Source organism: Natrinema sp. LJW11, assembly GCF_056135975.1.
Genome location: NZ_JBWBDM010000001.1, coordinates 173,426 through 187,391, shown reverse-complemented (window position 1 = coordinate 187,391; position 13,966 = coordinate 173,426). Strand labels below are relative to the sequence as shown.

At 64.1% G+C, this 13,966-nt stretch carries 14 protein-coding genes; 10 read left to right on the top strand and 4 right to left on the bottom strand.

Translation table 11 applies throughout. From position 1 onward, the window contains the following. The first annotated feature begins 224 nt into the window (after positions 1-224). Positions 225-725 (top strand): helix-turn-helix transcriptional regulator, encoded by a 501-nt coding sequence (locus tag AC0QDI_RS00900; RefSeq protein ID WP_474664335.1) that lies wholly within the window; start codon positions 225-227, stop codon positions 723-725. Positions 726-960: 235 nt separating this feature from the next. Then, the gene (locus tag AC0QDI_RS00895) at positions 961-3,009 is read left to right on the top strand and encodes a DUF7282 domain-containing protein (protein WP_474664333.1); all 2,049 of its coding nucleotides are present in this window, start codon (positions 961-963) and stop codon (positions 3,007-3,009) included. 276 nt (positions 3,010-3,285) lie between these two features. Here the strand turns inward: AC0QDI_RS00895 and AC0QDI_RS00890 are convergent, their stop codons facing one another. After that, positions 3,286-3,789: a DUF7344 domain-containing protein gene (locus tag AC0QDI_RS00890; protein WP_474664331.1), complete on the bottom strand. Its 504-nt coding sequence runs from the start codon at positions 3,787-3,789 to the stop codon at positions 3,286-3,288. Between the two features lie 360 nt (positions 3,790-4,149). Continuing rightward, positions 4,150-4,311, bottom strand: a complete 162-nt coding sequence (locus AC0QDI_RS00885; protein WP_007109247.1) for a DUF7563 family protein — start codon at positions 4,309-4,311, stop codon at positions 4,150-4,152. Positions 4,312-4,898: 587 nt separating this feature from the next. Between AC0QDI_RS00885 and AC0QDI_RS00880 the strand changes: the two genes are divergently transcribed. The 3 genes from AC0QDI_RS00880 (at position 4,899) to AC0QDI_RS00870 (ending at position 6,929) form a co-directional block, all read left to right on the top strand. Next, positions 4,899-5,231 (top strand): helix-turn-helix domain-containing protein, encoded by a 333-nt coding sequence (locus AC0QDI_RS00880; RefSeq protein ID WP_474664329.1) that lies wholly within the window; start codon positions 4,899-4,901, stop codon positions 5,229-5,231. Positions 5,232-5,463: 232 nt separating this feature from the next. Next, positions 5,464-5,739 carry a PadR family transcriptional regulator gene (locus tag AC0QDI_RS00875; RefSeq protein ID WP_098726399.1) on the top strand — a complete coding sequence of 92 codons (276 nt, stop codon included), beginning with the start codon at positions 5,464-5,466 and terminating at the stop codon, positions 5,737-5,739. A 200-nt stretch (positions 5,740-5,939) separates the two neighbouring features. After that, positions 5,940-6,929, top strand: a complete 990-nt coding sequence (locus tag AC0QDI_RS00870; RefSeq protein WP_474664327.1) for a DUF1616 domain-containing protein — start codon at positions 5,940-5,942, stop codon at positions 6,927-6,929. A gap of 334 nt (positions 6,930-7,263) precedes the next feature. Here the strand turns inward: AC0QDI_RS00870 and AC0QDI_RS00865 are convergent, their stop codons facing one another. Next, on the bottom strand, positions 7,264-7,800 hold the full coding sequence (locus tag AC0QDI_RS00865; protein ID WP_474664325.1) for a DUF7344 domain-containing protein: 537 nt from the start codon (positions 7,798-7,800) through the stop codon (positions 7,264-7,266). Positions 7,801-8,265: 465 nt separating this feature from the next. Between AC0QDI_RS00865 and AC0QDI_RS00860 the strand changes: the two genes are divergently transcribed. From AC0QDI_RS00860 to AC0QDI_RS00840, 5 genes are read left to right on the top strand one after another with little or no spacing between them, the layout of a single operon-like run. After that, positions 8,266-8,856 carry an acyltransferase gene (locus AC0QDI_RS00860; RefSeq protein ID WP_474664323.1) on the top strand — a complete coding sequence of 197 codons (591 nt, stop codon included), beginning with the start codon at positions 8,266-8,268 and terminating at the stop codon, positions 8,854-8,856. After that, on the top strand, positions 8,853-10,088 hold the full coding sequence (locus AC0QDI_RS00855) for a DegT/DnrJ/EryC1/StrS family aminotransferase (protein ID WP_474664321.1): 1,236 nt from the start codon (positions 8,853-8,855) through the stop codon (positions 10,086-10,088). The genes AC0QDI_RS00860 and AC0QDI_RS00855 overlap by 4 nt, the downstream gene beginning before the upstream one ends. After that, a complete protein-coding gene (locus AC0QDI_RS00850) occupies positions 10,085-11,110 on the top strand; it encodes a Gfo/Idh/MocA family oxidoreductase (RefSeq protein WP_474664319.1) in 1,026 nt (341 codons plus the stop codon). The genes AC0QDI_RS00855 and AC0QDI_RS00850 overlap by 4 nt, the downstream gene beginning before the upstream one ends. Continuing rightward, complete coding sequence (locus AC0QDI_RS00845) at positions 11,110-12,627, top strand: nucleotide sugar dehydrogenase (protein WP_474664317.1); 1,518 nt, start codon at positions 11,110-11,112, stop codon at positions 12,625-12,627. The genes AC0QDI_RS00850 and AC0QDI_RS00845 overlap by 1 nt, the downstream gene beginning before the upstream one ends. Next, a complete protein-coding gene (locus AC0QDI_RS00840) occupies positions 12,620-13,702 on the top strand; it encodes a glycosyltransferase family 2 protein (protein ID WP_474664315.1) in 1,083 nt (360 codons plus the stop codon). The genes AC0QDI_RS00845 and AC0QDI_RS00840 overlap by 8 nt, the downstream gene beginning before the upstream one ends. Here the strand turns inward: AC0QDI_RS00840 and AC0QDI_RS00835 are convergent. Beyond that, a complete protein-coding gene (locus AC0QDI_RS00835) occupies positions 13,687-13,893 on the bottom strand; it encodes a hypothetical protein (RefSeq protein WP_474664313.1) in 207 nt (68 codons plus the stop codon). The genes AC0QDI_RS00840 and AC0QDI_RS00835 overlap by 16 nt on opposite strands. Between the last annotated feature and the right edge of the window lie 73 nt (positions 13,894-13,966).

Genomic DNA, 13,966 nt, shown 5'->3' with positions numbered 1-13,966 from the left:
GATCGAGTCGACCACCGCCCGCCGTCGATAGGCAGCGACTGTCCGGGACCCCATCGCGGAATCCCACTGATACCGACGGATCGGAACCGGTCAGTCCAGTGGAATTCGCGTTCTGGAAGAGATATAGCTACCGTACTAACAGCACATGGGTTATAAAAAGCGATTTGTAGAATGGTCACGAGGATACAGGATATGAACGACGCGAACGCGGATTTCACACAGCCATGAGCATCCACCGACGAGCCCCCCGATCCATCGTCGCGCTCGTTCCGTCGACCAGTGGAACCGTCGCGTCGGCGGTGACCACGGGCACTCGACCGGGGTTCGTCTCGTGGTCGGCCCGGCCGCTCCAACTCGAGGGCAGCGCCCACATCGCTGCGCTCGCCGGAATGATCGCGCTCGCGCTTCTCGGTGGGATACTCGTCGCTCGCAACCGGTACGAGGAGCCGACCTCGATCGCGGCCGGTCCCGAGACGCATCCCGAGGAGTTCGTGACCGATCGGGAGCGGGTCCGAACGCTCCTCCGAGAAAACGGCGGACGGATGAAGCAATCGAGCATCGTCGACTCCGTCGACTGGTCGAAGGCGAAGGTCAGCCGACTGCTCGCGGACCTCGAGGAGGACGAACAGATCACGAAACTGCGTCTCGGACGGGAGAACCTGGTCTGTCTGCCGGGTCACGAACCGACGGCGTCGAAATCGCCCGAACAGATGAACGACGATTAGTCACGCTTCAGTCCGACAGCGGGTCGAGCTCCGCGTGTGGTGTACCGATTCTCGCTGCCGGTGTCGAGTGGAAGGGAATTCACCGGCGACCGTTCCTATCAGCAATCGTTGTTTTCCGCGAGCGAACCCGACACTGAATACGCTACCGGTGGGCCGTAGTATCCGATTTCTCGCGTAATGGTTCCGCCGGTTTATGCGCCGATGCAACGACGAAATTGGTGCCTTCACGGCAACCATGAACGCACGCAATCAGTTGCTCGTCGTACTTACCGCGCTGATGCTCGTTTGCTCGAGCGGGGCGATGGTCGCAGCCGCGACATCCGGTGATACCATCGATCAGAGCAGCGAGGCCAGCACGAACGAGTACGACTCAGCGAACGAGACGACGAACGAAACGGCGGACGACGAACAGGACGAGACAGCGACGGGGATCGACGACAACGAGACGGTCCCCGACGACGGTGACGCCGATAACGAAACCGCGGACGCGGACGACGACTCCCAGCCCGCGTACGTGACGTTCGAAGATCAGACGACCGATGGCGAGACGGTCGTCGTTGAGAACGTCACGCTCGCGAACCCCGGTTTCGTGACGATCCACGATAGCAGCCTCCTCGTGGGAGACGTCTTCGGGAGCGTCATCGGTACCTCGGAGTACCTCGAGGCCGGCACGCACGAACAGGTCGAAGTCACTCTCAACGAGTCGCTCGAGGAGGACGAGACCCTGACTGCGATGCCCCATCGCGATACGAACGACAACCAGACGTACGATTTCGTCGAATCGGAGGGGCAGTTTGACGGGCCCTTCCTCACGGCCGACGACGAGCCGGTGACCGACGATGCAGTGGTCACCGTCGAGGATGCGGCCGATGAGGAGCCGGTCGAGGATACCGAGACCGACGAGGACGTCCAACAGCCCGACGATAACGTCACTGAGGAGGAACCGACTGACGAAGAACCGACCGATACCGTCACCGACGAACCGGTCGACGACAACGAGACCGATGATGGCCTCGTCGAGGATAACGAGACCGACGAGGACGAACTCGCTGACGACGACGAGACTGACGATGGGCTCGTCGACGATAACGAAACCGACGAGGACGAGCTCGCTGACGACAACGTTACCGACGAACCGATCGACGACAACGAGACTGACGAGGATGCGATAGCAGACGAAGAGCCGGCCGACGAGATGCCGATGGAGGATCTACCGGTCGATGGTGACGGACAGCCGATCTTCGTCACCGTCGAGAACCCCACCATCGAGAACCTGAACATCGAGAACGTGTCCGTTTACGTCTTCATCGTCGGCGAAGACGTCGACAGTGACGAGATCGCAGACCAGATCGACAACGTCACCGACGGTGAAATGCCGGCTGACGATGACGAGGCTGCGGACAACGTCTCTGACGACAACGAAACTGAAGAGAACATCACGCCGATCGACGAAGAACCGATCGACGACAACGAAACGGAGGACAACGTCACTGACGACAACGAAACGGAAGACGACCTCACGCCGATCGACAACGAAACCGAGGACGACGAATCAGAGGACAACCTCACGCCGATCGACGACAACGAAACCGAGGACGACGAATCGGACGATAACCTCACGCCGATCGACGACAACGAAACCGAGGACGACGAATCGGACGATAACCTCACGCCGATCGACGACAACGAAACCGAGGACGACGAATCGGACGATAACCTCACGCCGATCGACGACAACGAAACTGAGGATAACGTCACCGACGATAACGAAACGGAAGACGACCTCACGCCGATCGACGACAACGAAACCGAGGATGACGCCGACGACGTTGCGGCAGCCGATTCCTTCAACGTCAGCGAACTCGAGGCGCCCAGCAGCGCCGCGGTCGGTGAGAACATCACCGTGACGGCGAACATCTCGAACCCCACGGACGAGGAACGCACCGAGGAGATCCAGTTCCGTCTCGACGGTGACCTCGTCGCCGAGCAGAACGTGACCCTCGAGAGCGGCGCGAGCGAGGACGTCGAGTTCGAGGTCGACACCAGTGACCTCGCTGCCGGCGAGTACATCCACATGGTGTTATCGGACGAATCCGGCGAGGTTGCGACCCTCGAGCTGACCGAGGAAACTGACGCCGGTATCGACGACGAAACGGACGAATCCGGAACCGAAGACACCGGACTCGACAACGAGACGAACGAGACTGAAACCGGACTCAACGAGACCGGAGACGATCTCAACGACACCGGTGAGAACACCACCGACGGTGTGACGGCCGACTGAGCCGACCCTGCGACTGCGACCGGGTTCGGTAGCGAACGGCCGACCGATCCAACGGACCGCGCGTCTTTTCTCGCCGTCGCAGCGAGCGTCGCGACGGGATGCTGTCGTTCGCTCGGCGGACGACCACACTCGATTCAGCAGTCACCAGGCGCGTAGCGACGGCGTCGTACCGAACTAGCCGTCACACGACGGATGGCCGTGCGAGTGTGGGCGTGACGCGCGCTGAGCGCCGATGGCCGAGGTTCGCCGGACGTGGAGGTGGGGTGTGCACCTCGTTCACCCGAGCAGCTGATAGAGGCTGCTCGAAGCGACGGCGAGAAACAGTAGCACGCTCGAGAGCACCGGATCGATGCTCGAGGCGACCGGCAGCCCGAGACCGGCGAGCGCGATGATCGCGAGCCCGAGGAGACAGAGTCCGAGGTGAAGCCCCAAGACGCGGGAGTGATCGTCTGTGTGCCCGTCGACGTACTGGAGGACCTCGTCGAAGTGACGACCGGGCTGGATCGTCTTCGCGTCGGAGTCGTACTCGATCACGGCGTCTTCCTCGAGCTGGGGGAGATGCGTCTGTTGGAGGGAGACGTAGACGCTCTTGTAGAGGTTGTTCGGAACGGGCGTGGTATCTGACTCCGTCGCAGCGATCTCGGTCGCGACGTCGGAGACGTCGATCTGTCCGCCCTCCTCCGCGAGCAACTGGACGATAGCCCGCCGTCTATCGTTACCGAGGATGTGAAATACCTCGCTCTCCTCGAGTGGCTCAGTTCTGTTCGTTTGAACTGACATCGATCAGAGAGAAAGGGCAAGGGTACTCGAACGGCCGTCCACCACCTGTAACCATGTCTTCCCATTTCTCCCACCACTACCTTTAACTTTTGCAGGTTACGCCATCGCCCGAGACGGCCTGTGTGACCGGGATCCGCGCGACCGGGAGTAGGAGAGGGATACAGTCACTCGAGCCATCGGTTCCACCCGCCGATCACATCGCGTCCGGAAGACGTGAGAAACCGTCTCCTGAAAACGTGACGAACGGCGCGGACGGACGGGAGAACGGCCCTCCAGTCGCCGACCGTCTCGGTCTCTCGTCTCGAGGGCGGACGGGAGAGGGGTGGCGTCGAAACGAAAAACGGAGCTGGCCGGAGGCGATCAGTCACCCGGGAGATGACCGCCGGATTGCATCTCTCGATAGGTCGTACAGGATGGACAGCCGTGGACGATGTCGCCGTTGTCACCGAAGACGCGCGCGAATTGCTGCGTGACGTGCGTTCCGCAGTTTCGACATCGAGCACCGGCCGTCGACGATTCCATGGGCTTCCAATCGTGTTGTGTGGAGTTCATGGGTTGTAGGGGGTGTACTCGGACGGATACGATCGGGGACGCCGCCGACCGGATGGATCGACCGCCGAACTCGATCCGGTCGCGACGCGGCCGATCTGCCGCGATACCCGTCCGGGCATCATCGTATCGAGGGGAGCAATCGCGAATAAAGGACGCTGACCGTTCACCTCGGAAGCCGGTTTGAGAACCGGGAAACAACCGGTTTCTGGGCGGCTTGACCCGGTAGAAGCGTCGATACCGACGTGTAGTCGAACGGCCGTCGAGCGACCTCAACCAGAATTCAGCCGTATTAGGTATTCAAACCGAGTATTTATCGGTTCGTGGAATCGGCGAAAGCTGTACTTTCCGGATCGAAATACGATCTTACGTCGCGGAACGAAATAGCGGCGGAGAATAAGGTACATCGTTATAAAATACCACTATGGCTTACCGATCTTTGTGCTGGAATGTAACGGTGGAACCGCAGACAGTGGTGGTCCAGCGACAGACCCCCTCGAATCGTCCCCTCTCACACAGAGCGAACGGACCCTGCCCGTCCTGGACGGGTGACTACGACCATGTCAACGCAAGCAAGTAACACGCGATCCGAGTCGACTACCAATCCCGCGACCAAACTCGATGTCCTCGGTGACGACTGCGCACGGACGATCCTCATCGCCACGAGCGAAGGGCCGAAGACTGCAAAGGAACTGACGAAACGAACGGACAGTTCGTCGGCAACGGTCTACCGACGAATCAATAACCTTCTCGAGAGCGATCTCCTCGCGGAGTGCGTGCGGTTCGAGAACGACGGCTCCCATACGACCGCCTACGAGACGACCGTCGACGCCCTTCGCGTTCGGATCGACGCGGACGGCATCAACGTCGTCGTCTCCGATAGCGACGGCTGATCGTCCTCGGGCGGGTCGCGAATGTGGTGGTGTCCGTCTGCCCGGTGAAACGATTGGATCCGACGCCGCTGATGACCGCCTCGAGCGGCGCTTCGATGGACGTTTCGGAGATCGAACACCGTCCGTGAATACGCTGTTACGCTCGAGTAATACCCCACGAAACGACGGAACGGACACTGTACGAGACGGATAACAAATATCTATTCACTGGAACGGTCAGTGTGATTGAGCAATGCACGATCTGACCGGCTTCCAGCGCGACCTGTTGTACGTGATCGCAGGTGCCGACCGACCGTCGGGGCAGACCGTCAAAGACGAAGTCGAGAAGTACTACAGCTCCGAGATCAACCACGGACGGTTGTATCCGAATCTGGACACGCTCGTCAACAAGGAACTGGTCGAGAAGGGACAACTCGACAGACGAACGAACTACTACGCGATCACTGATGCCGGTCGACAGCAGATCGAAGATCGTCGGGAGTGGGAGGGACAGTACATCGACTTTTAGGGCGGCAGGTGACCCCCGACGGCGGACCGCGAATACAGTCGGTCTCACAGTGACCGGTCGATATCGCACCGGACGGTAGTTTTCATCGCGGTAACGCGGCCATAACAAAGCACGGGAGAGTGTATCGCTCCAACGAGAATGCCACTCGTCTTGTCCGTACAGGGATCGAACGTCGCACGACGAACCCCGGTGGATCGTCGATGAGTCATCGAACGAGTAGTCGGACGCGGTTCGCGTTCGTTCGCCGGTACCCGTTCGATCTCGCGGCCGTCTCGATCGGCGCGGTGCTCGCGTTCCTGATCGTGACGTCGTTCGAGTCCGGAAACGGCCTTCGGTTGTTCGTTACGATGCCGCTTGCACTGTTTCTCCCGGGCTACGCGCTCGTTTCGGTCCTGTTCCCGGCCCGCGAGCGGGATGCGCGGGAAACGGCGGCGACGGCCGCAGAGGCGCGCCCCCGCGGAATCGACGTCACCGAACGCGTCGGTCTGGGATTCGTCCTCTCGCTGGCGATCGTTCCGCTGGCCGTGTTGCTCTTGCCGATCACCGGCTGGGGGCTGACCGCCGCGTCGGTCGCAGCGGCCCTCGCTCTCGTGACGGTCGTCGCCGCCCAACTGGGCGTCGTGCGACGGCTCCGGACTCCGGACGCCGACCGGTTCAGCGTCTCCCCGATCTCGAGTCTGGGGCGCCTCCGCGGCGACGATAGCGCGGTTGCGACGGCGTCGTCGGTACTGCTCGTGGTCGCGATCGGAACGGCGGTCGGGGCGTTACTCGTCGGATTTTTGCTGCCCGTGGCGGGCGGTGGGTATACCGAGCTCGCGCTGTACAGTGAAGACGAAGACGGCGAACTGGTCGCCGGCGCGCTGCCGAGCGAGGTCGAGCCGGGCGAGTCGATCCCGGTAACCGTCTCGATCGAAAACCAGGAGGGAGACCAACAGCGCTACACGGTCGTCGTCCAGGAACAGGTCATCGAAGACGGCGGGGTGGTCGAACGAACGGAGTTACGACGGATCGACGCGACCGTCTCGGACGGCGCGACCGCGAGCGGGGAGCGATCGGTGACCCCGACTGCAGGCCCGGGCGAAACGGTCAGGATCAGTCTGTTGCTCTATCAGGGCGAGCCACCAGGCACCCCGACGAACGAAAACGCTGCGGAGGAGACCCATTTCTGGGTAGAAGTGACTGAATCGTAATATTCTCCCGTTCGAGTGTGAATCGAACTCCGAGGGGAAGCTGCTCCGCTTTGCGGCGCGCTCGACGCGTTCCAAGGCGGTGAAACGCTGACTTATCGCCGAGACAGCAGTACCAACTCGAGTCGCTTCTCGAGCGAGGATCGCCCCTCGAGACTGCAGGGGCCAGTCCGTCCGTCGACGAGACGGAGGGCGGCTGTTCGGCGATCGCTCTCGGGGTTCGCGCTGGTGCGAAACGGCTCCGAGACGCGCTGAGACGGACGGCGGGAAGCGGGTCGGCGCAAACGGGGATGGCGAGGATAGTAAACGACGACGGAAGTCGGGCGCGGGAACCGCTCTACCGGCTCGCGAAGCCGAGCGGAAGGTCCAAATCCGGTCGGCGGGAGACGTGTTGTACCGCCGAGAGGGCGAGGACGACGAGGCAGAGCATCAGCGCGATGATCGGTGCCAGCCCGGTAGTCAGGGGACCGACTGCGAGCAACGACAGCCCGAGTGCGACGACGCCGACCGACGTCACCGCAGCGTAGATGCGATGCCACGCCCGATCGTTCTCGAGGTGGCGGTCGAGGTACGGCTCGAACCGGTCCTCGCTGGGTAGCAGTTCGATCTTGTGCCCGTCGGGATCCCAGTCGACGATGCCGTGGTCCTCGAGCATCGGCAGATGAGTCTGGTACAGCGAGATGTACACTCGCCGGCGCTGGGTGCGGGTCACATCGTCGGGCTCGGTGTCGTTCTCCCACGCGGCGACCTGCTGGACGAGCGGCGCGAGATCGCAGGAGCCGCCCTGACGTTTCAGGTACTGGACCGCCCGTCGTCGCCGCGCGTTGCTGAAGACGTCGAATAGCTCGGCTTGCGTGAGTTCAGTCTCAGACATGTCTGCTCTCGTCGTGTCGTCTCGAGTCCCGGTTCCGTCTGACGGGTGTAGTCGGATACCTCACACCATCGAATGCCAGACTGTGTCACTTTACTATCGCTCTGCTACCCGCGGGAAAGGGAATTGTACCAGTTGGCATCCGTGACAGACGAGAAATACGACGTTTCAGTGCGCGATCCCACTTTATACGCTCGTTCGCGGCCGCGAGTGACCGGCTCACGACGATGACGGGGTGTTCCGTCCCGAGGAGGCCGTAGTTCGTTCCTACGAGCCCTGCAAGCCGGGGATAACAAAGCCTCGCTACCGGCTGTTTCAGCACGATTACCCACGCGGGTATCGATTGACTATGAAACGAATACGCGACCGACCACGACGCCGAGTAGCGGCTCGAGCGCACGCCACGATTCACCGTCGCGGTCGCTCGAGCGACGTCCAGGGGAGCCGCGACGACGGAGGCGAACCACGATGAGCGAAGCGGTACGAGAGGTCGTCCGCGGCGACGGCTGTACGATCGACGCCGACGCGACGGTCGGCTACGGCGAGTTCGACGAGCCGACGCGGATCGGCGACGACGCGACGATCAGAGCCGGCTCGATCGTCTACGGCGACGTGACGGTCGGCGACGAGTTCGCGACAGGACACGACGTCCTCGTCCGCGAAGGGACGACGATCGGCGACGACGTGCTCGTCGGAACCAAGACGGTCATCGACGGACAGACGACGATCGGCTCGCACGTCAGCCTCCAGACCAACGTCTACGTCCCGACCGAGACGACGATCGGTAACAACGTCTTCGTCGGCCCGGGCGCGGTGCTGACCAACGACGAGTACCCGATTCGGACCGACGACGGGCTCGAGGGACCGACGATCGAGGACGGCGCGTCGATCGGCGCGAACGCGACGCTGTTGCCCGGCGTCACGATCGGCGAGAACGCGTTCGTCGCCGCCGGGGCCGTGGTGACGGACGACGTCCCTGCCGATAGTCTGGCCGTCGGCACGCCGGCCGCCGTCCGGGAGTTACCGGCTCCACTCGAGGGGGCGAACCAGCTCGCATGACGGACACCGAAACGAACCGAGAAGCGGAGACTGGTATCGATGCCGACACTGGTACCGATACCAGCACTGGTACCGATGCGGGAGCCGGGACGGCCGACGCCGATACCGAACCCGACCGCGACGCGACTCCAGTTCCGATCGCGGACCCTCGACTCAGCGACGACGCCGTCCGGCGGGTCGAATCCGTCCTCGAGGACGGCCGACTGGCGGCCGGGCCGGAAGTCAGGGCCTTCGAGGACGAATTCGCGGCCTACTGCGGCACCGACGACGCGGTCGCGACGGCCAACGGGACGACCGCGTTACACGCGGCCCTCGAGGCGATCGGACTCGAGGACGGCGACGCGGTGATCACGTCGCCGTTTTCCTTCGTCGCGAGCGCGAACGCGATCCGACTGGCGGGCGGCAAACCCGTCTTCGCCGATATCGATCCCGAGACCTACACGCTGGATCCGGCCGACGTGGAGCGGGTGCTCGCCGAGCGCGACGATATCGCCGGAATCCTGCCGGTCCACCTCTACGGACTGCCAGCGGAGATGCCGGCGCTGTGTGACCTCGCCGACGAGCGCGATCTGTTCGTCCTCGAGGACGCGTGTCAGGCCCACGGGGCGAAAGTCGGCGGCGAGCGAGTCGGCACGTTCGGTGACGCGGCCTGCTTCTCGTTCTACCCGACCAAGAACATGACGACCGGCGAGGGCGGAATGATCGTCACCGACCGCGACGACGTCGCCGAGCGCGCCGCGAGCTACGTCAACCACGGCCGGGACGTGAGCGGGACCGGCGGCTACGACCACGTCGCCCTCGGGCACAACTTCCGGATGACCAGCATCGAGGCGGCGATCGGCCGCGCCCAGCTCGAGCGGCTGTCGGAGTTCAACCGCGCCCGTCGCGAGAACGCCGCCGCGTACGACGAGCGGTTCGCGGACCTCCCGCTCGAGACGCCGACGGAGCCGACCGGCTTTCAGCACGTCTACCACCAGTATACGATTCGGACGGACGATCGGGACGCCCTCGAGGCGGCCCTCGCCGATCGCGACGTCGGGACCGGGATCTACTACGAGACGCCGATTCATCACCAGCCGGCCTACGAAACGGTTAGCACGGCTGCGGCGCGGTTACCGCGCGCGGAACGGGCGGCCGAGGAGGTACTGTCACTGCCCGTTCATCAGGGCCTGTCGACACGCGACAGGGAGACCGTCGTCGAAGCAGTTCGGGATCACGTTATCAGCCAATGAGTACGGACAGAACGACTGACGCGACGACCGACGAACAGATTCGAGCCGGCGTCATCGGCGTCGGCTCGATGGGCGAAAACCACGCGCGCATCTACGCCGAACTGCCCCGCGTCGAACTCGCCGGCGTAAGCGACCACGACGACGGGATCGCGCGGCGAGTCGCCGACGAGTACGGAACCGAACCGGTCGGTCTCGAGACGCTGTGCGAACGCTGTGACCTCGTGACGGTGGCCGTTCCGACCCACGCCCACTACGAGACGGTCTCGACCTGTCTCGAGGCGGGCGTCAACGTGCTGGTCGAGAAGCCGATCGCGGAGACCGTCGAGCAGGGCCAGAAACTGGCCGAGCGGGCCCGCGAGGCGGGCCTGATCTTGCAGGTCGGTCACATCGAGCGCTTTAACCCGGCGGTGCAGACGGTCGAGGAACTGATCGACGAGTTGGACGTGATCAGCATCGAGGCCCACCGGCTCGGCCCGCCGATCGACCGGACGGCACCGGGAAACGTGGTCTTCGATCTGATGGTCCACGACGTCGACGTCGTCGGCTCGATACTCGAGGAAAAGCCGCACTCGGTCGCCGCGATGGGATCCGAGAACGGCAATTACGCCACCGCGACGATCGAGTACGACGACGTCATCGCGACGGTGACGGCGAGCCGCGTCACCCAGAAGAAAGTGCGGAAACTCACCGTCACCGCCCGCGAGTGTCTCGTCGAGGTGGACTACCTCGAGCAGTCGGTGCTGATCCACCGGGACTCCTACCCCGAGTACCTCACGGACGACGGCCAGTCCCGATACCGCCACGAGAGCGTCGTCGAGCGACCTCGCGTCGACACCGGCGAGCCGCTTCGAAACGAACTCGAGTCGTTCGTCGAAGCGGTTCGTACCGGTTCCGAGCCGGAAGTGACCGCCGAGGACGGGATTCAGGCACTCGAGACGGTCCAGTTGATCGATCGGCTCGCGATGGGGCCGACGGACGAGGCGGACGACGAACCGCTCCAGGAGCCGGAGGTGGAAGCCTGATGTCGGACGCCGCTGGCGACGATCGCGACGCGACCGGCGACCGGACCACCGACGGGCTCTACGGCTCGAGCCGGTCCCCCGGCCGTCAGCGCGACCGATTGACGAGCGGCGAAGTTCCGGTCGCCGTCTACGGCCTCGGCAAGATGGGACTCCCGCTCGCGGCGGTCTACGCCGAGATCACGGGGAACGTAACCGGCGTGGACATCGATCCCGCCGTCGTCGAGACGGTCGCCGACGGCGAGAGCCACGTCGTCGGCGAACCCGGCCTCGCGGCCCTCGTCGCCGACCAGGTCGAGGCGGGACGGCTCGCTGCCACGACCGACGGCTCGGCCGCGGCGGCTGCGGCGCGGATTCACGTCATCATCGTTCCGACGCTGCTGGACGACGCGAACGATCCGGACCTGACGACGGTCGAATCAGTCGTCGACGATATCGCCGCCGGGCTCGCCCCCGGCGATCTGGTGATCGCCGAGTCGACGCTGCCCCCGGGGACCTGTCGCGACGTGCTCGAGCCCCACCTCGCGAGCGAGAGCGGTCTCGCGACCGACGAGTTCGGGCTCGCGTTCTGTCCGGAACGGACCTCCTCGGGGACGGCGCTGCGGGACATCCGCGGCCAGTATCCGAAGGTCGTCGGCGGCGTCGATCCGGAGAGTACCAGGGCGGCCGCGGTCGTCTACGACGAGCTCTCGGAGAACGAGGTCCACACCGTCTCGGACGCGACGACGGCGGAGGCCGTCAAGGTGTTCGAGGGAATTTACCGCGACGTGAACATCGGCCTCGCGAACGAGTTAGGGCTACTCGCGGACGAACTCGACGTTTCGACCCGCGAAGCGATGGACACGGCGAACGACTTGCCGATGTGTCAGCTCCACGATCCCGGTCCGGGCGTCGGCGGGCACTGCATTCCGTACTACCCGCACTTCCTGCTCGGCCGAACCGACGAGCCGATGACCGTCACGGAGACGGCCCGCCGGGTCAACCACGAGATGCCGTCGGTCGTCGTCGAGCGACTCGAGGGCGAACTCGCGCGGGTGGACACCGACATCGCGGACGCGTCGGTCGTCGTTCTCGGCGTCACGTACCGTCCCGGCGTCGAGGAGACGCGCGCCTCGCCCGCGCTGGGCGTCATCGACGACCTGCTCGAGCGGGGAGCCGACGTGGCGGGCGTCGATCCGCTCGTCGATCCGGCCGACTACGGCGCGCGCCCGGTGACGATCGAGGGGCTCGCTGACGAGGCGTTCGACGCCGCCGTGATCGTCACGCCCCACCGGGAGTTCGATCGGATCGACTGGGGCGACCTCGAGCCGATGGTCGTCGTCGACGGCCGGGACGCGGTCGACCTCTCGGAAACGTTCCATCGAGAGTACGACCTCGCCGGCTCGAGCGACGGGCGACCGCCGCGGGGGTCGCGCGGTTTCGACGACGGTATCGAACCCGATGGCACTGATCGCGACGGAACCGAGCGCGACACGTCGGCGGCGACGAGCGCGAGCACGGACGGAGGGAACGATGTATAAGGGCGAGCGGATCGGCGTCGTCGTGACCGCCTACGACGAGGCGTCGTTCGTCGGTCGCGTCATCGAAACCGTCCCGGAGTTCGTCGATCGGATCTACGCGGTCGACGACAGGTCGCCGGACGAGAGCTGGCAGGTGATCCAGCGCGTCGCCGAGCGGGTCAACGCGGCGGCCGAAAGCGGCGCGACCGAACAGGCGGTCGCGGTGGCCGACGGCGGCGACGACCGACGGGTCGTTCCGATCCGTCACGAGGAAAACCGCGGTTACGGCGCGGCGGTCAAAACCGGTTACCGCCGCGCGACGGAGGACGGAATGGACGTCGTCGCCGTGATGAACGGCGACGGCCAGATGGACCCCGCGATCCTCGATCGAATCATCGATCCCGTCGTGACCGGCGAGGCCGAGTACGCCAAGGGGAATCGGCTGCTCCGACCCGAAGACCGCGAGGACATGTCGACGTTCCGGTTCGTCGGGAACGCGCTCCTCACCGGGCTCTCGAAGTTCGCGTCGGGCTACTGGTCGATCGGCGACCCCCAAAACGGGTACACCGCCATCTCGCGGGACGCGATCGAGCGACTCGATCTCGAGTCGATCACCGACCAGTACGGCTTTCTGAACCACCTCCTGACACACCTCAACGTCGCGGGCTGTCGGGTCGCGGACGTACCCATGACGGCGGTCTACGGCGACGAAGAGAGCAGTATTCGGTACGTCCCCTTCGTTCGGTACGTCTCCCTGCTGTTACTCCGGAGCTTCTGCTGGCGGCTGAAAACGCGGTACGTGGTCCGATCGTTCAATCCGGCCATCGTCCACTACGCCGTCGGCTCCGTGGGGCTGGCCGGCGGGCTGGCGGGCGCGGGGAGCTCGCTCGTTCGAGTCGCTCGCGGCAACGAGGCCGCGACGGCTAGTCTCGCTTCGTTCGCCGCGATCCTGATCGGACTCGTCTCGCTCGGGAGCGCCATCCAGCTCGACGCCGAGGCGAACGGGAAACTCGAGATTCCGTGCGACGAACGCGACGCGGCGACGGATCGGACAGTCGAGCGCGAGGATCGAGCGCCGGCTCAATCGATCGAGTGAGTCACGATCGCATCGCTCTCGCAGGTCGGACACTGAGTGGTTCCGGCCGAGACGTTCGTTCCGCAGTCACGGCACTCGTGGACGACCGTCACTGATTTGACGCCATCGCCGCTTTGTGCGGCGGTTTCTGGCGTGTCCGTCGTGGTTTCGGACCCGGAGAACAGTTCACTAAGGAGTGTGGAGAGACTCATAGAACGGGGTTATCGGCTCTATTCCGGAGCCGGTAATAAGTTTTTTGTGAACCGGACGGCACCAGCATCGGCG

What these genes read in the sequence shown, in the direction of transcription:
- AC0QDI_RS00900 (WP_474664335.1), top strand. Translation starts at nt 225, where the DNA reads ATGAGCATCCACCGACGAGCCCCCCGATCCATCGTCGCGCTCGTTCCG.
- AC0QDI_RS00895 (WP_474664333.1), top strand. Translation starts at nt 961, where the DNA reads ATGAACGCACGCAATCAGTTGCTCGTCGTACTTACCGCGCTGATGCTC.
- AC0QDI_RS00890 (WP_474664331.1), bottom strand. Translation starts at nt 3,789, where the DNA reads ATGTCAGTTCAAACGAACAGAACTGAGCCACTCGAGGAGAGCGAGGTA.
- AC0QDI_RS00885 (WP_007109247.1), bottom strand. Translation starts at nt 4,311, where the DNA reads ATGGAATCGTCGACGGCCGGTGCTCGATGTCGAAACTGCGGAACGCAC.
- AC0QDI_RS00880 (WP_474664329.1), top strand. Translation starts at nt 4,899, where the DNA reads ATGTCAACGCAAGCAAGTAACACGCGATCCGAGTCGACTACCAATCCC.
- AC0QDI_RS00875 (WP_098726399.1), top strand. Translation starts at nt 5,464, where the DNA reads ATGCACGATCTGACCGGCTTCCAGCGCGACCTGTTGTACGTGATCGCA.
- AC0QDI_RS00870 (WP_474664327.1), top strand. Translation starts at nt 5,940, where the DNA reads ATGAGTCATCGAACGAGTAGTCGGACGCGGTTCGCGTTCGTTCGCCGG.
- AC0QDI_RS00865 (WP_474664325.1), bottom strand. Translation starts at nt 7,800, where the DNA reads ATGTCTGAGACTGAACTCACGCAAGCCGAGCTATTCGACGTCTTCAGC.
- AC0QDI_RS00860 (WP_474664323.1), top strand. Translation starts at nt 8,266, where the DNA reads ATGAGCGAAGCGGTACGAGAGGTCGTCCGCGGCGACGGCTGTACGATC.
- AC0QDI_RS00855 (WP_474664321.1), top strand. Translation starts at nt 8,853, where the DNA reads ATGACGGACACCGAAACGAACCGAGAAGCGGAGACTGGTATCGATGCC.
- AC0QDI_RS00850 (WP_474664319.1), top strand. Translation starts at nt 10,085, where the DNA reads ATGAGTACGGACAGAACGACTGACGCGACGACCGACGAACAGATTCGA.
- AC0QDI_RS00845 (WP_474664317.1), top strand. Translation starts at nt 11,110, where the DNA reads ATGTCGGACGCCGCTGGCGACGATCGCGACGCGACCGGCGACCGGACC.
- AC0QDI_RS00840 (WP_474664315.1), top strand. Translation starts at nt 12,620, where the DNA reads ATGTATAAGGGCGAGCGGATCGGCGTCGTCGTGACCGCCTACGACGAG.
- AC0QDI_RS00835 (WP_474664313.1), bottom strand. Translation starts at nt 13,893, where the DNA reads ATGAGTCTCTCCACACTCCTTAGTGAACTGTTCTCCGGGTCCGAAACC.